General features: G+C 75.2%; 20 protein-coding genes. 12 read left to right on the forward strand and 8 right to left on the reverse strand.

Features of this window, described 5'->3' with window-relative positions; genetic code table 11:
* Nucleotides 1-186: 186 nt before the first annotated feature.
* Both FHN55_RS13110 and FHN55_RS13115 read right to left on the reverse strand, forming a co-directional pair.
* A complete protein-coding gene (locus FHN55_RS13110; RefSeq protein ID WP_218974635.1) occupies nucleotides 187-1,965 on the reverse strand; it encodes a DUF349 domain-containing protein in 1,779 nt (592 codons plus the stop codon).
* A complete protein-coding gene (locus tag FHN55_RS13115) occupies nucleotides 1,962-2,789 on the reverse strand; it encodes a peptidylprolyl isomerase (protein ID WP_139712754.1) in 828 nt (275 codons plus the stop codon). The genes FHN55_RS13110 and FHN55_RS13115 overlap by 4 nt, the downstream gene beginning before the upstream one ends.
* Nucleotides 2,790-2,907: 118 nt before the next feature.
* Between FHN55_RS13115 and FHN55_RS13120 the strand changes: the two genes are divergently transcribed.
* Together FHN55_RS13120 and hisS are read left to right on the forward strand one after the other, a co-directional pair.
* Complete coding sequence (locus FHN55_RS13120) at nucleotides 2,908-3,642, forward strand: MBL fold metallo-hydrolase (protein WP_373995734.1); 735 nt, start codon at nucleotides 2,908-2,910, stop codon at nucleotides 3,640-3,642.
* A gap of 15 nt (nucleotides 3,643-3,657) precedes the next feature.
* Nucleotides 3,658-5,022: a histidine--tRNA ligase gene (gene hisS, locus FHN55_RS13125; protein WP_139712755.1), complete on the forward strand. Its 1,365-nt coding sequence runs from the start codon at nucleotides 3,658-3,660 to the stop codon at nucleotides 5,020-5,022.
* Nucleotides 5,023-5,029: 7 nt separating this feature from the next.
* Here hisS and FHN55_RS13130 read toward each other — a convergent pair whose 3' ends face one another.
* Both FHN55_RS13130 and FHN55_RS23775 read right to left on the reverse strand, forming a co-directional pair.
* A complete protein-coding gene (locus FHN55_RS13130) occupies nucleotides 5,030-5,686 on the reverse strand; it encodes an endonuclease (protein WP_257570949.1) in 657 nt (218 codons plus the stop codon).
* Nucleotides 5,683-5,892 (reverse strand): antitoxin, encoded by a 210-nt coding sequence (locus FHN55_RS23775; RefSeq protein ID WP_257570950.1) that lies wholly within the window; start codon nucleotides 5,890-5,892, stop codon nucleotides 5,683-5,685. The genes FHN55_RS13130 and FHN55_RS23775 overlap by 4 nt, the downstream gene beginning before the upstream one ends.
* A gap of 88 nt (nucleotides 5,893-5,980) precedes the next feature.
* Here FHN55_RS23775 and FHN55_RS13140 point away from each other — a divergent pair, with 88 nt between their 5' ends.
* Nucleotides 5,981-6,535, forward strand: coding sequence for an AAA family ATPase (locus tag FHN55_RS13140; RefSeq protein ID WP_139712756.1), 555 nt, complete (start codon nucleotides 5,981-5,983; stop codon nucleotides 6,533-6,535).
* On the opposite strand, the gene FHN55_RS13145 is transcribed toward FHN55_RS13140, so the two are convergent.
* The gene (locus FHN55_RS13145; RefSeq protein WP_257570951.1) at nucleotides 6,536-6,964 is read right to left on the reverse strand and encodes a DUF1232 domain-containing protein; all 429 of its coding nucleotides are present in this window, start codon (nucleotides 6,962-6,964) and stop codon (nucleotides 6,536-6,538) included.
* 70 nt (nucleotides 6,965-7,034) lie between these two features.
* Between FHN55_RS13145 and FHN55_RS13150 the strand changes: the two genes are divergently transcribed.
* Complete coding sequence (locus FHN55_RS13150; protein ID WP_139712757.1) at nucleotides 7,035-8,306, forward strand: chloride channel protein; 1,272 nt, start codon at nucleotides 7,035-7,037, stop codon at nucleotides 8,304-8,306.
* A gap of 6 nt (nucleotides 8,307-8,312) precedes the next feature.
* Here the strand turns inward: FHN55_RS13150 and FHN55_RS13155 are convergent, their stop codons facing one another.
* Complete coding sequence (locus FHN55_RS13155; protein WP_257570952.1) at nucleotides 8,313-9,137, reverse strand: MBL fold metallo-hydrolase; 825 nt, start codon at nucleotides 9,135-9,137, stop codon at nucleotides 8,313-8,315.
* 246 nt (nucleotides 9,138-9,383) lie between these two features.
* On the opposite strand from FHN55_RS13155, the gene FHN55_RS13160 reads away from it, so the two are divergent.
* Nucleotides 9,384-11,150: an ABC transporter ATP-binding protein gene (locus FHN55_RS13160; RefSeq protein ID WP_139712759.1), complete on the forward strand. Its 1,767-nt coding sequence runs from the start codon at nucleotides 9,384-9,386 to the stop codon at nucleotides 11,148-11,150.
* Nucleotides 11,147-13,135, forward strand: a complete 1,989-nt coding sequence (locus tag FHN55_RS13165; RefSeq protein ID WP_139712760.1) for an ABC transporter ATP-binding protein — start codon at nucleotides 11,147-11,149, stop codon at nucleotides 13,133-13,135. The genes FHN55_RS13160 and FHN55_RS13165 overlap by 4 nt, the downstream gene beginning before the upstream one ends.
* Nucleotides 13,136-13,145: 10 nt before the next feature.
* On the opposite strand, the gene FHN55_RS13170 is transcribed toward FHN55_RS13165, so the two are convergent.
* On the reverse strand, nucleotides 13,146-13,532 hold the full coding sequence (locus FHN55_RS13170; protein ID WP_180357835.1) for a VOC family protein: 387 nt from the start codon (nucleotides 13,530-13,532) through the stop codon (nucleotides 13,146-13,148).
* Between the two features lie 58 nt (nucleotides 13,533-13,590).
* Here FHN55_RS13170 and FHN55_RS13175 point away from each other — a divergent pair, with 58 nt between their 5' ends.
* The 6 genes from FHN55_RS13175 to FHN55_RS24150 all read left to right on the forward strand — a co-directional run bounded on the left by FHN55_RS13175 (nucleotide 13,591) and on the right by FHN55_RS24150 (nucleotide 20,209).
* On the forward strand, nucleotides 13,591-14,670 hold the full coding sequence (locus FHN55_RS13175) for an Rv2578c family radical SAM protein (protein ID WP_139712948.1): 1,080 nt from the start codon (nucleotides 13,591-13,593) through the stop codon (nucleotides 14,668-14,670).
* Between the two features lie 36 nt (nucleotides 14,671-14,706).
* Complete coding sequence (locus tag FHN55_RS13180; RefSeq protein ID WP_139712762.1) at nucleotides 14,707-15,714, forward strand: aldo/keto reductase; 1,008 nt, start codon at nucleotides 14,707-14,709, stop codon at nucleotides 15,712-15,714.
* A 98-nt stretch (nucleotides 15,715-15,812) separates the two neighbouring features.
* Nucleotides 15,813-16,364: a rhomboid-like protein gene (locus FHN55_RS13185; RefSeq protein WP_139712763.1), complete on the forward strand. Its 552-nt coding sequence runs from the start codon at nucleotides 15,813-15,815 to the stop codon at nucleotides 16,362-16,364.
* 125 nt (nucleotides 16,365-16,489) lie between these two features.
* The gene (locus tag FHN55_RS13190) at nucleotides 16,490-17,212 is read left to right on the forward strand and encodes a S9 family peptidase (RefSeq protein WP_257570955.1); all 723 of its coding nucleotides are present in this window, start codon (nucleotides 16,490-16,492) and stop codon (nucleotides 17,210-17,212) included.
* Between the two features lie 112 nt (nucleotides 17,213-17,324).
* Nucleotides 17,325-19,157, forward strand: a complete 1,833-nt coding sequence (aspS, locus tag FHN55_RS13195) for an aspartate--tRNA ligase (RefSeq protein ID WP_139712764.1) — start codon at nucleotides 17,325-17,327, stop codon at nucleotides 19,155-19,157.
* A gap of 569 nt (nucleotides 19,158-19,726) precedes the next feature.
* Nucleotides 19,727-20,209 (forward strand): hypothetical protein, encoded by a 483-nt coding sequence (locus FHN55_RS24150; protein ID WP_180357819.1) that lies wholly within the window; start codon nucleotides 19,727-19,729, stop codon nucleotides 20,207-20,209.
* A 59-nt stretch (nucleotides 20,210-20,268) separates the two neighbouring features.
* Here FHN55_RS24150 and FHN55_RS13205 read toward each other — a convergent pair whose 3' ends face one another.
* A complete protein-coding gene (locus FHN55_RS13205) occupies nucleotides 20,269-22,383 on the reverse strand; it encodes a VWA domain-containing protein (protein ID WP_139712765.1) in 2,115 nt (704 codons plus the stop codon).
* Nucleotides 22,384-22,417: the final 34 nt, after the last annotated feature.

Consider the following 22,417-nt stretch of genomic DNA (forward strand, 5'->3'; position numbering starts at 1 on the left):
ACGCCCTCGGCGACGAGGGCGGCGACGTCGCTGGGGGCCAGGGCCGTCTGCGGCGCCGCGGGCGCGTCGAGCAGCCAGGACAGTGCGGGGGAGACCACGCGCCCAGAGTGCCCGGACGGCGCGAGCACCCGCTCGCGCCGTCCACAGGCGACCGGTCGGGCCCTGCCGGGCCCGACCGGGGAGCCGTCAGCCCGACGCCTCCTCGGCGGTGCGGCGGGCGGCGTCCAGCCACAGGCGGCGCGCCTCGAGGGCTGCCTTCGCCTGCGCCTCGGCGCGTGCGTCCCCCTTGGCCTGGGCGGCGGCGAGGTCGGCCTCGAGGCCGGCGACCGCGCGCTCCAGCTGCTCCACGGCGCTGTCGGCGCGGGCCTTGACCTCGGGGTTGGTGCGCTTCCAGGTGGCGCGCTCCGCGTCGCTGACGGCCTGCTCGACCGCCCGCAGGCGCTTCTCCACGCGCTGCAGGTCGGCGCGCGGCACCTTGCCGGCGGCGTCCCAGCGCTCCTGGATGCCGCGCAGGGCGCGGCGCGCGGAGCGGTGGTCGGTGACCGGCAGCAGCTTCTCGGCCTCGACGAGCAGCTCCTCCTTGACCACGAGGTTGCCGCGGAAGGACTCGTCCTCGGCCTCGTTGGCGGCCGTGCGCGCCGCGAAGAACGCGTCCTGGGCGGCGCGGAAGCGCGCCCACAGCGCGTCGTCGTCCTTGCGGGAGCCGCGCGGGGCGGCCTTCCACCGGTCCATCAGCTGGCGGTAGGCGGTGGACGTCGGGCCCCACGCGGTGGAGGTGGAGAGCTCCTCCGCCTCGGTCACGATGCGCTCCTTGGCCTGCTTGGCCTCGGAGTTGCGGTCCTCCAGGGCCGAGAAGTAGGTGCGACGGGCCCTGTCGAAGGTGGTGCGGGCGGCGCTGAACCGCTTCCACAGCTCGTCCTCGGACTTCTTGTCCAGGCGCTGCGCGCGCTGGGCGTCCTTCCAGGAGTCCAGCAGCTCGCGCAGGCGGTCTCCGCTGGGGCGCCACTGCATGCGCTCGGGGTCGGTGGCCGCGATCTGCTCGGCCTCCTCCACGATCGCCGTGCGCGTGCTCAGACCGGCCTCCCGGGCCGCGGCGCGGGCGGCGTCGGCCTCCTCGCGGCGCGCGGCGGCCACGGCCTCGAGGTCGCGCGTGCGCTGGGCGAGCCCCTCGACGTCGCCGACGGCCTGGACCTCGGCCAGGGACCCGCGCAGCGCGCGCAGCTGGCCGACGACCTCGCCGGGGGCCACCTCGGCGGACATCAGCCGCTGCTCGGCGATGTCGACCTGGGCCACCAGCGCGTCGAACTCGCGGCCGTAGTGGGCCAGCGCGTCGGCCTCGGAGGCGTCCACGACGGTGCCGACCTGGCGCTCGCCCTCGGCGGTGCGCACCCACACGACGCCCTGGTCGTCCATGCGGCCCCAGGGGGTGGGGTCCGACGGCGGACGGACGGCGGGGCGGGTGGACGGCGCGTGCGGGCGCGGGGCCCGGCGCGGCTTGGGCGCCGGGCGCGGACGCCCACCGGGTCCGGCGCCGGGCGCAGGGGCACCGGGGGTGGCCGGGGTGGTCGCAGCGGCGGGGGGCTCGGTGCTCTCAGCGGCGGCGGGCTCGGTGCCCTCAGCGGCCTCACCGCTCTCGGCAGGAGCGGTCTCCGCAGCCGGGGTCCCGGGGGCCTCGTCGGGCTGCTCAGCGGCGGTCCCGGAGGTCTCCTCGGAGGCAGCGGCGGGGGCGGCCTCAGCGGGCGCGTCGGCCTCGGTCGCCGCGGCAGCGGGTTCCGTGGCGCCGTCCTGCTCGGCAGCAGCCGGCCCGTCGGTGTGGGACGCCTCGACGCCCTCCTGCGCCGCGGCCTCCTGGAGGGCCTCGGCGACCTCGGCCACCTCGGTGCTCTGCGGGGTGCTGGTGGGCTCGGTCACGGCGTCTCCGGCCTCCTCGCCGGCGGCGGGGGTGGGGGTCGTCTGGTCGCTCACTGGACGGTCACCTGCTCGATGCTGATCGGGGTGGTCGGGTTGCCGTCGGTGGAGCCACCACCGACGCCGGCCTCGGCCACCCGCTCCACGACGTCCAGTCCGCTGGTGATGCGGCCGAACACCGTGTAGCCGCCCGCCGAGTCCGACGGGATGGTCGAGTCCTGGTACACGAGGAAGAACTGGCTGCCCTGGCTGTCGCCGTCGCCGCCCTGGCGGGCCATCGCGATGGTGCCCGCGGGGTACACGTTGTCAGACGGGGCGTTCTCCACCGGTCCGAAGGTGTAGCCGGGGCCCCCGGTGCCGGTGCCGGTGGGGTCGCCGCACTGCAGCACGTAGATGCCCGACGTCACCAGGCGGTGGCACGGGGTGCCGTTGAAGAACCCCTCCTGGGCGAGCGAGACGAAGGAGGCCACGGCCTGGGGCGCCTGCGCCCCCTCCAGCTCGATGCCGATCGGGCCGCACGAGGTGGTGATGGTCCCGGTCCACGTGCGGCCCTGCGCCACCGAGGCGTCGGGCGCGGTGGCGCCCTCGCTGGGCGTCACCGTCGGCGAGGACGTGGGCGCCGGGCAGGCGTCGGCGGGCAGTGACGCGCTCCCAGCGGGCGTCGCGGCGTCGCTGGGCCCGGCCAGCGGCTCGGCCGCGGGGCGGAAGCTGAAGAAGGCGACCACGGCGATGCCGGCCACCACGACCACCACCAGCGCCGCGGCCAGCGCGGTGTTGCGGCGGCGGCGTCGCTCGGCGGCCTTCGCCGCCTGGCGGCGCTGCCACGCCTGGTGGCGCCGTCGCTCGTAGTCGCGCTCGCGCTCGCTCTTGCTGGGTGTCACGCCGCCCCCACCTCCTGCGGCCTCGTCGTGAGCCGGGTCGTCTGCGATCCCGCTGGACGAACGGGCCCGGGGGAGTCTACGGCGCGGCCTCCGGCCCGGGGCTGGCTAGGCTCCCCGCGTGCTGGCCTCCGCGATCCCGGACACCGTCATGGGCACCAACTGCTGGGTGCTCGCGACGGGTCGCGGCGCCGAGTGCGTGGTGGTCGACCCCGGCTTCGACGTCCTCGACCGCCTCCGCGAGGAGCTCGCCCAGCACCGGTTGCGCCCCGCCGCCGTCGTCCTGACCCACGGCCACGCCGACCACGTCTGGTCCGTGACGCCCGTCTGCCGCTCGGGCTCGTCGACCACCGGCGGGGTCCCCGCCCTGCTGCACGGCGACGACCGCTACCGCCTCACCGACCCCCTCGCCAGTCTGTCGGCGCCGCTGCGCGCGATGCTCGAGCAGCAGTTCGGCCCGTCCGCGCGCTGGGAGGAGCCCGACGACGTCCGCGAGCTCGTCGACGACCAGGTGCTCCAGGTCGCCGGCCTCTCGCTGCGGGTGCAGCACGCGCCCGGGCACACCGAGGGCTCGGCCGTGCTCAGCGTGGACGGCGCGCCCGGCGTGCTCTCCGGGGCCCTGGCCGGGGCGGAGCGCGTGGTGGGGACGACGACGTCGACCCTGCTCGCCGGCGACGTCCTCTTCGCCGGGAGCATCGGCCGCTGCGACCTGCCCGGCGGCGACCCCGCCGCCATGGAGCGCACGCTGCGCGACGTGGTGGTGCCCATGCCCGACGACCGGCTCGTGCTGCCCGGGCACGGCCCGGTCACCACCATCGGCCGCGAGCGCGCGACCAACCCGTTCCTGCCCCGCTGAGCACTGGAGACACCCGTGGCCCGCCCCACCCCGCTGTCCGGCTTCCCCGAGCTGCTGCCCCAGGCCCGCCTGGTCGAGCAGCACGTGCTCGACGTGCTGCGCGAGGTGTTCGAGCTGCACGGCTTCTCCAGCATCGAGACGCGCGCGGTGGAGCCGCTGTCGGTGCTGCTGCGCAAGGGCGAGATCGACAAGGAGGTCTACGGCGTGCGCCGCCTCGCTGACGGCGCCGATGACACGGGGGAGCGGGGCTCTGCCGACGATCTCGCGCTCCACTTCGACCTCACCGTGCCGTTCGCGCGCTACGTCACCGAGAACGCCGGCCACCTGCAGTTCCCCTTCCGCCGCTACCAGGTGCAGAAGGTGTGGCGCGGGGAGCGCCCCCAGGAGGGCCGCTACCGCGAGTTCACGCAGGCCGACATCGACGTGGTCGACCGCGGCTCCCTCGCCGTGCACCACGACGCCGACATGGCCCGCGTCATGGGCGAGGCCCTGGCCCGGCTGCCGCTGCCGGGCGTGACGCTGCAGGTCAACAACCGGCGGCTGGTGGAGGGCTTCTACCGCGGGCTGGGCCTCGAGGGCGACGTCCTGACCGGCTCCATCGGGGCGACGATGCGCGCGGTCGACAAGCTCGACAAGGTCGGTGCCCGCGGCGTCGCCGACCTCCTCGCGCAGGCCGGGCTGACCCGGGCCCAGGCCGACGGCGCGCTGGGCCTCGCGCAGGTGCGTGCCGGCGCCGGCGACCTCGTGGGGTCCGTGCGCGCCCTCGGCGTCGCCCACGAGCTGCTCGACCAGGGCCTGGAGGAGCTGCTGGCGGTGCTCACCGCCGTCGACGACCTCCCCGCCGACCGGGTGGCCGTGGTGGCCGACCTGTCCGTGGCCCGCGGCCTCGACTACTACACCGGCACGGTCTACGAGACCCGCATGCGCGGCTGGGAGTCGCTGGGCTCGATCTGCTCGGGCGGCCGCTACGACGCCCTCGCCGACGACGGCCGTGACGTCTACCCCGGCGTCGGCATCAGCCTGGGTGTGACCCGGGCGATCATCCCGCTGCTGGGCAGGGGCGCCGTCCGCGCGAGCCGCCCGACGCCGACCGCGGTCGTCGTCGCGGTCGCCGACGAGGCGCACCGCCGTGAGGCGGACCGGGTGGCTGCGCAGCTGCGCGCCCGCGGCGTGGCCACGGAGGTGTCGCCGACGGCGGCGAGGTTCGGAAAGCAGATCCGCTTCGCCGACCGCCGCGGCGTGCCCTTCGTGTGGTTCCCGCAGGAGGACGGGTCGCACGAGGTCAAGGACATCCGCTCCGGGGAGCAGGTCGCGGCGGACCCGGAGTCCTGGCTGCCGCCCGCGGAGGACCTGCGGCCGACCGTGGTCGCGGGCGACTGAGCCGGGGCTAGGACGCCGACGCCGCCAGCACCTCGTCGGCGTCGTCGGCGATCGAGCAGCGCACGAGGGCGGCGCCGACCACCGACAGGTCGGCGGTGCCGGCCAGCCCGGCCAGCCCGGAGGGGCTGACCGGCAGGTGCAGGGCCTTCGCGGACGCGGTGACGCGGTCGTCGGCGAAGGGCCTCAGCGACGGCCACACGGCCTGCACCTCGCGGCAGAAGACGTCGGCGCCGACGGGACCGATGCCCGCGAAGGCCTGGACGGCCTCGTGCACGTCCGCCGGGTCGCCCGAGGCGCCGTCCCGCAGGTGGCGCAGGTCCCCGCGGTGCTCGTCGAGCACGCGCTCCGCGAGCTGGCCCAGCTGCCGGGCCGTCTGCTGCTTGCGCAGGTAGCGGGCGTCGGACAGCGCCTTCCACCGGCCGTCGTCACCGGCGTCCCGCAGGTGCTCGGCGGTGGTCAGGCCCGCCTCGCGCAGGCCCCGGGCGGCGCGCACGCCGAGCTCGGCGGACACCCCGGAGCTCAGCAGGCTGGACAGCACCAGCAGCTGGAGCAGCGGGGCGGGGGTGTCGCGCAGCGCGATGCCCGCCTCGTCGGCGTAGGAGCGGCCGTGGCGCGCCAGGAGGGCGCGCAGCACCTCGTCCCGCGCGCCCTCCTGCTGCGTCACCGGCGGGGCTCGCCGCCGGTCGCGTCGCCCTGGCCGTCCAGGAAGGCGTCCGCCTTCTGCTGGCCGACGTCGACCTTGTCGGCGTACTTGCCGCCGGTCCGGGCGTCGATCGCGTCGCCGCCCCTCTCGACCACCTGGTCCGCCTGGTCGGGGTGCTTGCCGGCGAGGTCCCTGGCCTTGTCCGCGAGGCCCTTGAAGTCCACCACGGTCTCCTCCTCATCTCTCGGTCCGTCGTGCGCCGACGACGCTACGACCGGCTCGTCGATCTCGCCTCCGGTGCGCCAGGGTGGTGGGGTGGCCGACCTGCTGGTGGTGACCGGGCCTCCCGGGGCCGGGAAGAGCACCGTCGCGGGACTGCTCGTCGCGGGCCTGGACGTGGGGGCGCTGGTGCCCGGCGACGCGTTCTTCGCGTTCTGGCAGCGGGGCGCCGTGCCGCCGTGGCTGCCCGAGGCTGCCGCGCAGAACACGACCGTCATCACCGCAGCGGCGGCGGCCGCGGGGGCGCTCGCGGCCGGCGGGTGCCCGGTGGTCTACGACGGCGTGGTGGGGCCGTGGTTCCTGCCCACCTTCGCCGCAGCCGCCTCCCGCCAGGGCCTGCGCGTGCCGGGCGAGCTGCACGTCGTCGTCCTGGTGCCCGACCTGGAGCGCACGTCCCGCCAGGTGGCGGCGCGCACCGGTCACGGCTTCACCGACCAGACGGCCACGGCGCGCATGCACGCGGACTTCTCCGGCGCCGCGGGGGACCTGCCGGACCGGCACGTGCTGCGCGACCCGCCCCCGCGCGCCGAGGACGTCGCCGCGCTGGTGCGGGAGCGGTGGGCGGCGGGCGAGCTGCTGCTCAGGCCCTGATCAGGCGGGGGTGAGGCCGCAGACGGAGCGCACGGCGGCGAGGCCCTCCGGCGTGCCCGGCCAGTGCCGCTCCAGGGCCTGCGGCCCGGCACGCCGGACCACCGAGCGGAGCACCAGGACCACGGCGATGACGTCGTCCGCCCAGCCGATCACCGGAAGGACGTCCGGCACGAGGTCGACCGGCAGCGCCAGGTAGCCCAGCAGCAGCCACAGCAGCACGCGGACGCCGCGGGGCAGGCTGCGGTCGGCGGCGAGGCGGCGCACCAGGCGCAGGAGGTCGGGCAGGAGCCGCAGCGCGTCGCGCCAGGTGGTCCGCCCCCGCGACACCCGCCAGAGGACGGCGAGGAGCAGCAGCCAGCACACCAGGAGCGCGACGACGAGCCCGCCCGCCACGGCGAGCAGCGTCCCCCAGGCGCCGCCGGTGTCCACACCGCCGACCGTAGCCACCCACCCGCCGTGATCATGGACGAACGCCACCGGGAGAGGTGGCCGACCGTCCATGATCACGGGGGAGGGGGTGTGGGAGGGTGGCGGCGTGCCGCTGCCGCTGAGGTGGGCCGCCGCCGTGGTGACCACCGGTGCGGTCGCCGGCCTCGCGGGGGCAGCGCTCATGGGGCTGCTCCACCTCGTGCAGCGCCTCGCCCACGGTCCGCTCGACGGCGGCTTCGGCGCCGCGGTCCAGGCGGCCGAGCTGGAGCGCCGGGTGCTGGCGATGGCCGTCGGTGGGCTGGTGGTCGGGCTCGGCTGGTGGGCGCTGCAGCGGTGGGGCCCCCCGGTGCGCAGCGCGGAGGACGTCGCGCGCGGGCCGCTCGGAGGGCAGCTGCGGCTGCGCAGCACGTCGGTGGACGCCGTGCTGCAGGTGGTCGCGGTGGGAGCGGGGGCCTCCCTGGGACGCGAGGGTGCGCCCCGGCAGGTCGGTGCCGCCGCGGGTGGCTGGCTGGCCCGTCGCTGCGGGCTCGACGAGCCCGCGCAGCGGGTGCTCCTGGCCTGCGGTGCGGGCGCCGGCCTCGCCGCCGTCTACGACGTGCCGCTCGGGGGAGCGCTGTTCACGCTCGAGGTGCTGCTCGCCACGCTGGCGCCGGCGGTGGCGCTCGCCGCGGTCGCCACGTCGGTCGTCGCCACGGTGGTGGCCTGGCCGTTCCTCGGTCAGCAGCAGGTCTTCACCGTCGTGGGGCTCGGCGACCCCAGCGCGTCGCTCGTCGTGGTCGCCGTCGTCGTCGGTCCGCTGGCCGCGGGGGTGGGGCTGGCGTTCCGGGCGCTGGCCGACCGCTCCCGCGCGCTGGCGCCGACCGGGTGGAAGCTCCCGGTGGCGACGACGCTCGCGTTCACGGCCGTCGGTGTGCTCGCCGTCCCGCTGCCCCAGGTGCTCGGCAACGGGCACGCGCCGGCCGAGCTGGCGTTCGTCGGGCAGCTGGGCCTGGGGACCGCCGCGGTGCTGCTGCTCGCCCGGCCGCTGGCCACCGCCCTGTGCCTCGGTTCGGGTGCGCGCGGTGGTCTGCTGACGCCCGCGGTCGCGCTGGGGGCGCTGCTCGGCCTGCTCGTGGCGGCCGCGTGGTCGCACCTGTGGCCGGGGGCGCCGGTGTCGGCGGTCGCGGTGGTGGGGGCGGCGGCGGTGCTCAGCGTCACGCAGCGGGCGCCGCTGACGGCCGTCGTGCTGCTCCTCGAGTTCACCGGCAGCGCCACGACCCTGCTGGTGCCCGTGCTCGCCGCGGTGACGACGGCGACGGCGACGGCGCGGCTGGTCGGCAGCCGCTCCCGCCGCGCGACCTGACGCGCCCTAGGCGGAGGAGGGGAGGACCACCGTCTCGCCAGGGGCCACGTGCTGCACGAGGTGCCGCAGGCCGCGGCGCTCCACCGCCGCGTCGAAGGCGCCCAGCGGCGAGCGGAACACCCCGTAGTCGCTGTGGTGGACGGGCACGACGGCGCGCGGGCGCACCAGGTCCACCAGCTCCGCGCCGTCCTCGCCGCCGAGCGTCACCACCGCGCCGCCGGGCAGCGTGGTGCCGCCCAGGTGCACGAGCGCCGCGTCCACGCCGTCGCCCTCCCGGAGGCGAGCGGCCAGGGCGCGGACCGCGTCGACCAGCAGGGTGTCGCCGGTGGTGTAGACCCTGGTGCGCACCTTCCCGTCGGGGCCGGCGAAGTCGACGAGCGACCCCATCACCGGCGGGAGCAGCCGGGCCAGGACGCCGGTGGCGTGGGCGCCCGGCAGGGAGGTCACCGTCGCTGTGCAGCCGTCGCGGTTCAGGGTGCGGCGCTCGCCGGTGCGCAGCCCGTCGGCCCGCCGGAACCCGGCGCGGCCCTGCAGACGCCGTGCGGCGTGCGGTGTGGTGATGATCGGCAGGCCGCGGTCGAGGCCGCGACGGGCGACCCGGTCCCAGTGGTCCCCGTGCAGGTGGGAGAGCAGGACGGCGTCGAGGTCGGGCAGCTGGTCGACCTGCAGCGCCGGCTCGGTGAGCCGCCGCGTCACGAGGCCGTGGCCCAGCCACGCGAGGTCGCCGCGGTGCAGGAAGTTCGGGTCGGTCAGCAGCGTGAACGGGCCCCAGCGCAGGAGCACGGTGGCGTTGCCGATGAAGGTCGCGGTGGCGGGCTCGTCAGGTCGCACAGGGGCTCCTGCGGGGCGGGGCGCGGTGTCCGCGGGTTCCAGAGCACGCCGTCGTGACGAGGCTAGGACGCGCGGGGGTCCGTGTCCTGGCAGCGCGGTGTTCCGGCCGTCCATGATCACGGACGGGGTGGGGATCGCCCTGAGCGGAAAGGCCTGGCGGCGGGTCGAGCGGCGGGCCTAGCCTCGTTCGCCGGGGCAACTGGCTGATCAGCGCCGGAGCGCCCCGCCGTCGTGGAGGTGGGCCGCGTGCTCGTTCGGCTCCTGAGGCGCTACCTGCGCCCCTACTGGTCCCTGCTGGCGGGCGTCGTGGTCTTCCAGACGCTCCAGACCCTGGCCTCGCTGTACCTGCCGACCCTCAACGCCGACATCATCGACGAGGGCGTCGTCACCGGGGACACCCGCTACGTGCTGGTCACGGGCCTGTGGATGCTCCTGGTCACGCTCGCGCAGGTGGCGGCCACCGTCGTCGCCGTGCACTTCGGCGCGAAGACGGCGATGGGCTTCGGCCGCGACGTCCGCGCCGCCGTCTTCGGGCACGTGGCGGCCCTGTCCGAGCGCGAGTTCGGGCGCTTCGGCGCCGCCAGCCTCATCACCCGCACCACCAACGACGTCCAGCAGGTGCAGATGCTCGTGCTCATGGGCGCGACCCTGCTCGTCACCAGCCCCATCACCGCCGTCGGTGGGGTGGCGCTCGCGCTCCACCAGGACGTCGGGATGGCGTGGGTGCTCGTCGTCGCCGTCCCCGTGCTCCTGGGGGCGGTCGGGGCGATCGTCGTGCGGATGGTGCCGCAGTTCCGGCTCATGCAGGTGCGCCTCGACGGCGTGAACCGGGTGCTGCGCGAGCAGCTCACCGGGGTCCGCGTGGTCCGCGCGTTCGTCCGCGAGCCCGTGGAGGAGGCCCGCTTCGCCGCCGCCAGCACCGACCTCACCGCCACGGCGCTGCGGGCCGGGCGGCTCATGGCGCTCATGTTCCCCACGGTGATGCTCGTCATGAACGCCTCCACCGTGGCCGTCGTGTGGCTCGGGGCCTACCGCATCGCCGACGGCGACCTGCAGATCGGCCAGCTCACGGCGTTCATCTCCTACCTCGTGCAGATCCTCATGGCCGTGATGATGGCGACGATGCTGGCGTTCCTCCTGCCGCGCGCCGCCGTCTCCGCGGACCGCATCGGCGAGGTGCTCGCCGCCGAGCCGTCCGTGGTGCCGCCCGCCGCCGACACCGCCGTGCGCGAGGCCGACCTCGACCCCGCGCTGCGCGGCACCGTCGAGCTGCGCGGCGCGACGTTCGCCTACCCCGGCGCCGAGGCACCGGTGCTCCGCGACATCTCCTTCACCGCCGCTCCGGGGACGACGACGGCGGTGGTCGGGTCCACCGGAGGGGGCAAGACCACCCTGGTCAACCTGCTGCCGCGCCTGTTCGACGTCACCGGCGGCGCAGTGCTCGTGGACGGCGTGGAGGTGCGCCGGCTCGAACCGGACGTGCTGTGGGACCGCATCGGCCTGGTGCCGCAGCGCGCCCTGCTGTTCGCCGGCACCATCGCGTCCAACCTGCGGTTCGGGCGGCCGGACGCCACCGACGCCGAGCTGTGGGAGGCGCTGGAGATCGCGCAGGCGGCTGACTTCGTCCGCGCGATGCCCGGGCAGCTGGAGGAGCCGGTCACGCAGGGCGGCACCAGCGTCTCCGGCGGGCAGCGCCAGCGGCTCGCCATCGCCCGCGCGCTGGTCAAGAGACCCGCCGTCTACGTCTTCGACGACGCGTTCAGCGCCCTCGACACCGCCACCGACGCCCGGCTGCGCGCCGCGCTCGACGGTGCTGACGGGGTGCGGGACGCCACGCGCGTCGTGGTGGCCCAGCGGGTCGCCACGGTGGTCTCGGCGGACCAGATCCTCGTGCTGGAGCACGGGCGCGTGGTCGCCCGCGGCACGCACGCCGAGCTGCTGGAGACCTGCCCGGAGTACCAGGAGATCGTCGCCAGCCAGCTGTCCGCCACCGACGCGGGGGTCGTCGCATGAGCACCTCCACCCCGGCTCGGCCGGTCCCGCCGCAGCGCCGCGGTCCCATGGGCGGCGGCGGCATGATGGGCATGGCGATGCCTGCCGAGAAGTCGAAGGACTTCTGGCCCAGCGCCCGGCGCCTCCTCGGCCGCCTGCGGCCGGAGCGGGCGTGGATCGCGCTCGTCGTCGTCGTGGGAACGGCGTCGGTGGCGCTCGCGGTGGCGGGACCCAAGATGCTCGGCAGGGCCACCGACCTCGTGGTCGCCGGTGCGGTCGGCGTGCGGTTCCCCGGCGGCACCACGAAGGACGCCGTGCTCGCCCAGCTGCAGGCGGCGGGCCAGGGGTCGGAGGTCGACTTCCTGCGCACCGTGGACTTCACGCCCGGCCAGGGCGTCGACTTCGGCGCGCTGGGGTCGCTGCTGACGCTCGTGCTCGCGCTGTACGTCGCCTCGGCGGTGCTCGGGTGGCTGCAGGGGTACGTGCTCGCCGGCGTCACCCAGCGCACCGTCTACCGGCTGCGGGAGGACGTCGAGCGCAAGATCAACGCCCTCCCGCTCTCGCACCTCGACCGCACGCCGCGCGGTGAGCTGCTCAGCCGCGTCACCAACGACATCGACAACATCTCCCAGACCGTCCAGCAGACCCTGAGCCAGCTGGTGACGTCGCTGCTGACGGTGGTCGGCGTCGTCGTGATGATGGTGTGGATCTCTCCCCTGCTGGCGCTCGTCGCGCTGGTCACGATCCCCCTCACCGTGGTGGTGACGGGGCTGATCGCCAAGCGGTCCCAGAAGCTCTTCGTGGCCCAGTGGAAGAGCACCGGCGAGCTCAACGCGCAGGTCGAGGAGGCCTACACCGGCCACGCGCTGGTCAAGGTCTTCGGGCGGCGCCGTGAGGTGGCCGAGCGCTTCGCCGTGACCAACGGCCAGCTGCACGACGCCGCGTTCGGCGCCCAGTTCGTCTCCGGGCTGATCATGCCGGCGCTGACGTTCGTGGGGAACCTCGTCTACGTGGGCATCGCCGTGGTGGGCGGCCTCGTGGTGGCCGGCGGGTCGCTGGGCATCGGCAGCGTGCAGGCGTTCGTCCAGTACTCCCGGCAGTTCACGCAGCCGCTGGCGCAGCTGGGGTCGATGGCCAACCTGCTGCAGTCCGGGGTGGCCAGCGCGGAGCGCGTCTTCGAGCTGCTCGACGCCGAGGAGCAGACACCGGACTCGGCGGCCTCCGCTGCCGCGGTGGTCGACGGGCCGGGGCGGCTCGAGTTCGAGCACGTCTCCTTCAGCTACGACCCGTCGAAGCCGTTGGTCGAGGACCTGTCGCTGGTCGCCGAGCCCGGCCACACGGTCGCGATCGTCGGTCCGACCGGCGCCGGCAAGACCACGCTGGTCAACCTCGTCATGAGGTTCTACGAGGTCGACGGCGGGCGGATCCTGCTGGACGGCGTCGACGTGCGCGACCTGCCCCGGTCCGCCCTGCGCGCCGCCACTGGCATGGTGCTCCAGGACACGTGGCTGTTCGGCGGCACCATCCGCGACAACATCCGCTACGGCCGCCCCGACGCCACCGAGGCCGAGGTCGAGCAGGCCGCCCGCGACGCGCTCGCGGACCGCTTCGTGAGGTCGCTGCCCGACGGGTACGACACCGTCATCGACGACGAGGCCTCCAACCTCTCCGCGGGGGAGCGGCAGCTGCTGACCATCGCGCGAGCGTTCCTGCGCAGGCCCAAGCTGCTCATCCTCGACGAGGCCACCAGCTCGGTGGACACCCGCACCGAGCTGCTCGTCCAGCGGGCCATGGCGGAGCTGCGACGCGACAGGACCGCGTTGGTCATCGCCCACCGCCTGTCCACCATCCGCGACGCCGACCTCATCCTCGTCATGGAGTCCGGCCGGTTGGTCGAGCAGGGGACGCACGCCGAGCTGCTGGCCGTGGGCGGGGCGTACGCGCGGCTCTACGAGGCGCAGTTCTCCGCGCCCGCAGGGGAGGCCGCGGCTCCCGCCGCTCGCTGACTGCGCTGGCTCAGAAGGCGTCGCCGGTGCGCCAGGGCATCTGCTGGAGCACGAGGGAGTTGCCGTCCGGGTCCTGCAGGCCGGCGTAGAGCACGCCGCCGCCGGCGTCGGTGACCTCGCCGACGTCCACGCCGCGGCCGAGCAGCTCTGCCCGGGCCGCCTGGACGTCGGCGACGACGAGGTGCAGGCCGCGGACCGAGCCGGGCTCGCCCTCGTACACCGGCAGCCCGCTGCCGAAGCCGATCGAGCACGCCGATCCCGGCGGCGTCACCTGCACCACGCGGATCCCGGGGGCGGGAGCGACGTCGACGTCGACGGTGAAGCCGAGGCGGTCGGCGTAGAAGGCCTTGGCGGCGTCGACGTCGGAGACGGGCAGCGGCACCAGCTCGAGCTTCATGTCCACAGGCGGGAGCCTGGCACAGCGCGCCGGCATCGAACAGGTGTACGTTCTCGCGGTGCGCTGGAGCGGGCAGGCGGTGGCCGGACAGGACGAGGGTGCGCTGGTCGGCGCTGCCTCGGTACCGGGACTGCTGCGCACCACCACGACGCCCGAGTTCGCCGGCCTGACCTTCCACGAGGTCCTCGCGAAGTCGGCGCTGTCGCAGGTGCCCGCGATGAGCGCGATGCCGTTCCGGTGGACGGTCAACCCCTACCGGGGCTGCTCCCACTCGTGCACGTACTGCTACGCCCGCTACACGCACAGCTACCTGGACCTCGACACGGGTGAGGGCTTCGACCGCGAGATCGTCGTCAAGACCAACGTGGGAGAGCGGCTCGCCGTCGAGCTGGGGAAGCCCAGCTGGAACCGCGAGCACGTGGTGCTCGGCACCGGCACCGACCCCTACCAGCGGGCCGAGGGCCGCTACCGCCTCATGCCCCGGGTCGTCGAGGCGCTGCACCGCTCCGGGACGCCCTTCTCCGTGCTCACCAAGGGCACGCTCCTGCGCCGCGACCTGCCCCTGCTGGCCGATGCCGCGCGCGACGTGCCGGTCGGGGTGGGCGTCTCCATCGCGGTGTGGGACGACGAGCTGCACCGCTCCCTGGAGCACGGGGCGCCGACGCCGCGTGCCCGGCTCGACCTCGTCCGCGCGGTCCGCGCCGCGGGCCTGCCGTGCGGGGTGTTCCTGGCCCCGGTGCTGCCGCACCTCACCGACTCCGCCGAGCAGCTCGACGCCGCCCTGGCGGACGTCGCCGCGGCCGGCGCCACCGGTGTGACCGTGGTGCCCCTGCACCTGCGCCCCGGGGCGCGCGAGCACGTCGCCCGCTGGGTCGGGCGCCACCGCCCGGACCTCGTGCCGGCCTACCGCGAGCTGTACCGCCGCGGTGCCTACGTCCCGCGCGGCTACCGCGAGGCGCTCGCGGCGCGCCTGGCCCCGCTGCTGGAGCAGCACGGGTTCGCCGCGTCCACCAGCGGCGAGCTGCGCGAGGGCGCGTGGCCGGAGGGCAGCCTCCCGCTGACCGCCCCGCCGTCGTCGTCCTCCTCCCGCGCGGTCATGACGACGACGGGCGCGGAGCCCGCGCCCACCCTCTTCTGAGAGCGCTCACAGCGAGCGGGCCGTAGCGTGCGGAGCATGACGACGATGGAGACGAGGACGCTCGGGCGCACCGGTGCGCAGGTCAGCGTGATCGGGCTGGGGTGCTGGCAGATCGGCGGCGGCTGGGGCGACGTCAGCGACGCCGACGCCACCGCCACGCTGCACGCGGCCCTCGAGAGCGGCATCACCCTGTTCGACACCGCCGACGTGTACGGCGACGGCCGCAGCGAGCAGCTCATCGGCCAGTTCCTGCGCGAGCTGCCCGAGGCCGACCGGCCGTTCGTGGCCACCAAGTGCGGCCGCCGCGCCGACCCCCACGTGCCGGCGGCGTTCACCGCCGAGAACCTGCGGGACTGGACGGACCGGTCGCGCAAGAACCTCGGCGTGGACCGGCTCGACCTGGTGCAGCTGCACTGCCCGCCGACGCCCGTGTTCTCCGACGACGCGGTCTTCGACGCCCTCGACCAGCTCGTCGCCGACGGCGCGATCGCCGCGTACGGCGTCTCCGTGGAGACCGTGGACGAGGCGCTGACCGCCATCGCTCGGCCCGGCGTGGCGAGCGTCCAGATCATCCTCAACGCGTTCCGCCGCAAGCCGCTCGAGCGGGTGCTCCCGGCGGCCGCCGAGGCGGGCGTGGGCATCCTCGCTCGCGTGCCGCTGGCGTCCGGGCTGCTGACGGGCAAGTACGACGAGACCACGCAGTTCGGTGAGGACGACCACCGGAGCTTCAACCGCAACGGCGAGCAGTTCGACAAGGGCGAGACGTTCTCCGGGGTGCCGTACGACGTCGGCGTGGCCGCGGCCCGCGAGGTGGCGGCGCTGGCGTCCCAGGCGGGCGAGGGCGTCACCACCGCGCAGCTGGCGCTGCGGTGGATCCTCGACCAGCACGGCGTGACGACGGCGATCCCGGGGGCCCGCAACCCCGAGCAGGCGCGCGGGAACGCCGCGGCCGCGTCGGTCGCGCCGCTGGGGGACGACGTGCTCGCCGCCTTCGAGCGCATCTACGACGAGCGCATCCGCGAGCACGTCCACGGCAGCTGGTGACCACCCGGTGACCAGCTGGTGACCGCGACCGGCGCGGGTGGTCGCGCTGGCCGCGGTGGGCCCGCGGCGGCGAGCTGGCCCTCGCCTACGCGGGGCTCGTGCTGGTGGTGGCCGCCGTCCTCGCCCTCCTGCCGGAGCGCCTCCACGAGCAGGCGGTGCTCTCCGCCAGCACCAACATCGCCAACCTCCGCCACGACCCGGCCGCCGTGCTGCTGCTGAGCGCCTTCGTGGTCCGCGACTTCGGCGAGGTCCTGCTCCTGCTGCCGCTGGTGGTGGTGATGACGCTGTGCAGCCGCGCCATCGGCCGGGCGTCCACGGTGCTCGCGGCGCTGTTCGGGCACGTCGGAGCCACGCTGCTCGTGGCGACGTTCCTCGCCGCCGGGGTGCGGCACGGGTTCGTGCCGCCCAGCGTGACCACCGCGCCGGACGTCGGCGTCAGCTACGCCCTGGCGGGGATGGCGGGCCTGCTCGCGGCGGTCGTGCCGCGCCGGTGGCGCTGGGTCTACGTGGTGGGCGGGTTCGCGGCGCTGGTGGTGCTCATCGCCGTGGACACCGACTTCACCAACGCCGGCCACCTGCTGGCGTTCACCACCGGGCTCGGCCTGGCCGTGGTCTCCGTCCAGTCCAGGTCCCACGTCCCCCGTCCGTGATCATGGACGGTCGGCCACCCTGTCAGCCACCCTGCGGCGTCAGGCTCTCGCGGCCGGATCCGGCCTCCAGGACCGGACACTGAGGCAGGACCTGACACTGCCAGAGCCTGAGGAGCACAGCTGCCGTGACCATCCACGAGGAGCGCCGGGTGCTGAGGTACGGCGACGACCCCCAGCAGGAGGTCGGGGTCTGGTCGCCGACCGGTCGGCCTCGCGGGACGGCCGTGCTGGTGCACGGCGGCTACTGGCGCACGCCGTGGGCCGCCGACCTCATGCACCCGCTCGTGCCGGCGCTCCTGGAGCGGGGCTGGCGGGTCGCGGTGCCGGAGTACCGGCGGATCGGGTCCGGGGGAGGCTGGCCGGAGACGTCGGACGACGTCGCCGCGGGCCTGGCCGCGCTCCACGAGCAGGACGACGACACCGGGCCTGTCCTGCTGGTCGGCCACTCCGCCGGGGGCCACCTGGCCCTCCTGCACTCGGCGGTCGCAGACGCCGTCGTCGCCCTCGCCCCGGTGACCGACCTCGTCCGCGGGTACGCCGAGGGCATCGGCAGCGGGGCCGTCGCGGAGCTCGTGGGCGCCTCGCCGGAGTCTGACCCGGAGGCCTACCGGACGGCCTCGCCGCGCCAGCGGCCGTGGCCGGCGTGCCCCGTGCTCGTCGTCCACGGGACCGACGACGCACGGGTGCCCGTCGAGCACAGCCGCGACTACGCCGCCGCCGCTGCTGCTGACGGGGCGGCCGTCGAGCTCGTGGAACCGGAGCAGCTGGACCACATGGCGCTCATCGACCCGGACGCGCCCCACTGGCCCGGCGTCCGCGCCTGGATCGACGCCGTCCTCCGTCCGTGACCACCGGCGCAGCCCGCCGGCGCTCGTGACCCGGGCGGACCCCGGTCGGTGCCGACTAGGCTCGCGGGGGCCCTCGGTCATGAGGGCCGACGACTGGAAGGAAGGTCTCCGCGTGCTCCGCAGCCACTCCGCAGGAACCCTGCGCGCCGCTCACGACGGCGAGCAGGTCACCCTCGCCGGGTGGGTGGGCCGCCGCCGAGACCACGGCGGGGTGGCCTTCCTCGACCTGCGCGACGCCTCCGGCGTGGTGCAGGTGGTCGTCCGCGACGAGCTGCTGGAGTCCTCGGGCGCGCACGCGCTGCGCAGCGAGTTCGTCGTCCAGGTCACCGGCGCCGTGCGCCTGCGCCCGGTCGGCAACGAGAACCCGGCGCTGCCCACGGGTGACGTCGAGGTGGTGGCCGAGCAGCTGACCGTGCTCAACGAGGCCGCGCCGCTGCCGTTCCCGATCGAGGCCGCGGGAGAGCAGGTGAACGCCCCCGGTGAGGAGGTGCGCCTGCGCCACCGCTACCTCGACCTGCGCCGTCCCGCGCCCGCCGCCGCGCTGAAGCTGCGCAGCGAGGCCAACCGCGTCGCCCGCGACGTGCTGCTGGCCGACGGGTTCACCGAGGTCGAGACCCCCACGCTGACGCGCTCCACCCCCGAGGGCGCCCGCGACTTCCTCGTGCCCGCCCGCCTCGCGCCGGGCTCCTGGTACGCCCTGCCGCAGAGCCCGCAGCTGTTCAAGCAGCTGCTCATGGTGGCCGGGGTGGAGAAGTACTTCCAGATCGCCCGGTGCTACCGCGACGAGGACTTCCGCGCCGACCGCCAGCCGGAGTTCACCCAGCTCGACGTCGAGATGGCCTTCGTCGAGCAGGACGACGTCATCGCCCTCGCCGAGAAGGTGCTCGTCGGCCTGTGGTCGCTCATCGGGCACACGCTGGACACCCCCATCCCGCGGATGACCTATCGCGACGCGATGGCCCGCTACGGCTCCGACAAGCCCGACCTGCGGTTCGGCGTGGAGCTGGTCGACTGCACCTCCTACTTCGCCGACACCCCGTTCCGCGTCTTCCAGGCGCCGTACGTCGGCGCCGTGGTCATGCCGGGCGGCGCGTCCCAGCCGCGCAAGCAGCTCGACGCGTGGCAGGAGTTCGCCAAGCAGCGCGGGCACCGCGGCCTGGCGTACGTGCTGGTGGGCGAGGACGGCGAGCTGTCCGGGCCGGTGGCCAAGAACCTGTCGGAGACCGAGCGCGCCGGCCTGGCTGCCAAGGTCGGGGCGGTGCCGGGCGACTGCGTCTTCTTCGCGGCGGGTCCCGCGTCGGGGGCGCGCTCGCTGCTGGGCGCCACGCGCCTGGAGATCGGCAAGCGGTGCGGGCTCATCGACGAGTCGCACTGGGCGTTCGTCTGGGTGGTCGACGCCCCGCTGTTCGAGCCGGCCGAGGCCGCGGTGGCCGCCGGTGACGTCGCCGTCGGCGGGGGAGCGTGGACGGCGGTGCACCACGCGTTCACGTCCCCGAAGCCGGAGCACCTGGACACCTTCGACAGCTCGCCCGAGGCGCCGGGCGAGGCGCTCGCCTACGCGTACGACATCGTCTGCAACGGCAACGAGATCGGCGGCGGCAGCATCCGCATCCACCGCCGCGACGTGCAGGAGCGGGTCTTCAGGGTCATGGGGATCTCCCCGGAGGACGCGCAGGAGAAGTTCGGCTTCCTCCTCGACGCGTTCGGCTACGGCGCCCCGCCGCACGGCGGCATCGCCTTCGGGTGGGACCGCATCGTGGCGCTGCTGACCCGGTCGGACTCGATCCGCGAGGTCATCGCGTTCCCGAAGTCGGGCGGCGGCTACGACCCGCTGACGGCGGCCCCGGCGCCGATCACCCCGGCGCAGCGCGCCGAGGCCGGCATCGACGGCCCCCCGAAGAAGCCCGAGCCCAAGGCCGACCCGAAGGCCGCTCCGGCGTCCTGACCCCTCCCGTCCGTGATCATGGACCTCCCGAGCACCCTCCGGCCGTGATCATGGACGTCCGCCACCCTGTGGACGGTCGCAGCAGGGTCGGAGCAAGATCAGCCACCCTCACCGGGTGGTCGCACGACTCATCTCCCTGACCGACGTCCTGCCGCCCTTCACCCGGCGGGACGTCGGCGGGGTGGGCATGACCCGTCACCAGCTGGACCGGCTCCTGACCTCCGGCGCCGTCGTCGAGCTGGTGCGCGGCGCCTACGTCGATGCTCGTACCGCGGCCGATCCGCTCATCGCCGCGCGTGCTGCGTCGCTGGTCCTGCCGCCGCACGTCGTCGCGTGTCGCGGGCTGGCGGCGATGGTCCACGGGGTCGACCCGCGCGGCCCGGCGCTGGACACCTCCCCGGTGCCGCTGCAGGGCCTGGTGCCGGCCAGCAACCGCACTCCGAAGTGGCGCGGGGCGTCGATCTTCGAGGCGCCGCTGGCCGCGCACGACGTCATGGAGGTCGGCGGGGTGCTGGTCACCACCCCCCGAGCGCACGGCGCTGGACTGCGCCCGCTACCTGTCCCCGCCCATGGCGCTGGCAGTGCTGGACCGCATGGACCGGCTCGGACTGGTCGACCCCGAGGTGCTGCGGGTGCGCATCGAGGAGTTCAAGGGCGACCGCGGCGTAGGGCAGGCGCGCTACCTCATCGTGCACATGGACGGTGGCGCAGAGTCCTACGGGGAGTCCTGGTTCCGGCTGCGGCTGCTGGATGCAGGGTTTCCGCGTCCTGACGTGCAGATCTGGGTGCCGGAGCAGCGGCCGGGTGCGATGCGGTTGGACCTGGGGTGGGAGGCGCAGCGCAAGGCCGGGGAGTACGACGGGGAGGAGTTCCACTCCACGCAGGCCCAGCGCGACGCCGACGATGCGCGCCGGCTCCGGCTGGAGCGGGAGTTCGGGTGGCGGGTGCTGCCGGCGCGCAAGGGTGCGGTGCTGGGGCGGTCGCTGGAGCTGGAGCTGGCGTTCGGGGAGCTGCTGGGGATGGAGCCGAAGATCCGTCAGCGGACGTGGTGAGGGTGGCGGAAGTCCATGATCACGAGGGGTGGGTGGCGGACGTCCATGATCACGAGGGGTCAGGAGGCGCGGCGGCTGCGCGCGCCTCCACCGGACGAGCCGTTGCGGGCGCGCAGGTAGTCGGACACCACGAACTCCCCGAGCCGGTCCAGCGACGGCGCGAACACCCGCCCGCCGTTGCGCCGCGCCATCGCGTCGGCGAAGCGCCGCAGGCCCGGGTCCTCGCCCAGCAGGAACGTGTTGATCGCCACGCGCGAGCGCGTCATGGCGTCCACCTCGCCGACCGTCCGCCGCAGCGTCTCCGGGGACGTCGGCCAGTCGAACCACGCCTCGCCGTCGTCGTCGAGGTGGGCCGTCGGCTCCCCGTCGGTGACCACCAGGACGATCGGCTGCGCGTCCGGGTGCCTCGACACGTGGCGGCGCGCGAGCGCCAGCGCGTGCTGGAGGTTGGTGCCCTGGATCCACGCCGGCTCGACGGCGGCCAGCTCGGCGGTCGACATGGTCCGCGCCGTCCTGTCGAACCCGATGATCTCGAACGCGTCGCTCGGGTGCTGCGTCGCCACGAGGTGCGCCAGCGCCATCGCCGTCTGCTTCATGGGCGCCCAGCGGTCCTCGGCGTACATCGACCACGACAGGTCCACGCACAGCGCCACGGCCGCGCTGGAGCGCCGCTCGGTCTCGGCCACCGCGAAGTCCTCCGGGAGCAGCCGCACCGCCCGCTGCTGCCCGTTGGCTGAGGAGGACGACGACGGCGAGCGCGTCGCCGCGGAGCGCAGCACGGCCCGGCGCACCGTGGCCACGGAGTCGAGCGGCTGCTCGTCGCCGAACTGCCACTCGCGCCAGGTGCCCGTGGCCTCCCCGGCCGCGCCGGCGGAGCGCTCGTCGTGAGACCCGCGCCGCGAGGACTCCAGGTCGGCGAAGACACGGCGCAGCGCCGTCTGCCCGAGCCGGCGCAGCGCCTTGGGGGAGAGCTGCAGCTGGCTGGCCGGGCCGGTGAGCCAGCCCTGCTTCTTCAGCTCGCGCTCCAGCTCGGCGAGGCGGCGCAGCTGGTTGGCGGCCCCGGTGCCGAGCTGGCGCTCGACCGCCTCGACGTCCACGTCGTCGAGCCCCTGGCCGGGACCGTCCATCGCGAGCTGGTCGTCGAGGTCGTCCAGGTCCGCCAGCTCGGCGAGCGCACCCGTGGCGTCGTCCATCCCCAGCGGCTCGGAGCCGTTGAAGGACTCCCGGCCACGCCCGCGCACGAAGGCGCCGGGGCGCAGGTCCTGCAGGTGCTGGTTGAGCGCGCTGACCTCGGCCTCCAGCCCGGCGTCGGCCATGGCCTGCGCCATGAGCTGCTGCAGCTGGCTGCGCTCCTCCTTGGACAGCGACCGCATGAGCCGCTGCATGGCGGCAGCGCGCTGCGCGAGGGCGTCGAGCAGCTCGTCGACGTCCTTCGGGTCCTCGGGGAACGCGTCGCCGTGCTCGGCCATGAACTCGGCGAACTGCTCGGTGGTGTCCTCACCGCGCTCGTGGGCGGCGAGCAGCGCGTTGAGGTCTCCCAGGAGCTCCTTGACGCCCTCCATCGACTGGCCCTGCTGGCCGCCCTCGCCCTGCTGCCCGCCCTCGCCCTGCTGGCCCATCTGGCCGAGCCCGGGGATCTGCGCCCGCAGCGCCTGCTGGCGGAGGTCGTCGAGGAGCTCCTCGTAGGTCTGCTTCGCCGCCTGCGAGGTCCAGTCGTAGTCGGCGAGCTCCCGCACTGCGGCGGCTGTGCGCCGGGGGAGCGCGTCGAGCTGGGCGTGGGCGAGCGCCGCCTCGCTGGCGTCGGCCCCGGCCCCCTCCTCGCCGGCTGACTCGCGCTCGGCCGCCTCGGCCGCCTTCTGGTCGAGCGCAGCCCGCTCCGTGGTGAGCGCCTGCTCGAGCTTCTCCCGCGCCTGCTGCAGCGAGCCGGACAGGTCACCGGAGCTCCGCAGCTGCTCACGCCGCCGCCGCACCCGCTCGCGCAGGGCGTCGAGGCCCTCGCGGCGCCCCCGGTCGTCGTCCAGCCCGTTCCGCAGCAGGTCGCGCAGAGCCTCCTGCAGCGACCGCCCCTGCATGACGTCCCGCCCGATCGCGTCGACGGCGGCGCGCACGTCGTACGGAGGGGCGAGCGGGTCCGCGCCGCCGTCCCACGCGCCGTACCGGTAGGCCCTGCTCATCGCGTCCCCCTCGCAGCCCGTGCCACCGTCGTCG

The organism is Streptomyces sp. NP160 (genome assembly GCF_006335115.1).
In the GTDB taxonomy this organism is placed as follows: Bacteria; Actinomycetota; Actinomycetes; order Actinomycetales; family Quadrisphaeraceae; genus Quadrisphaera.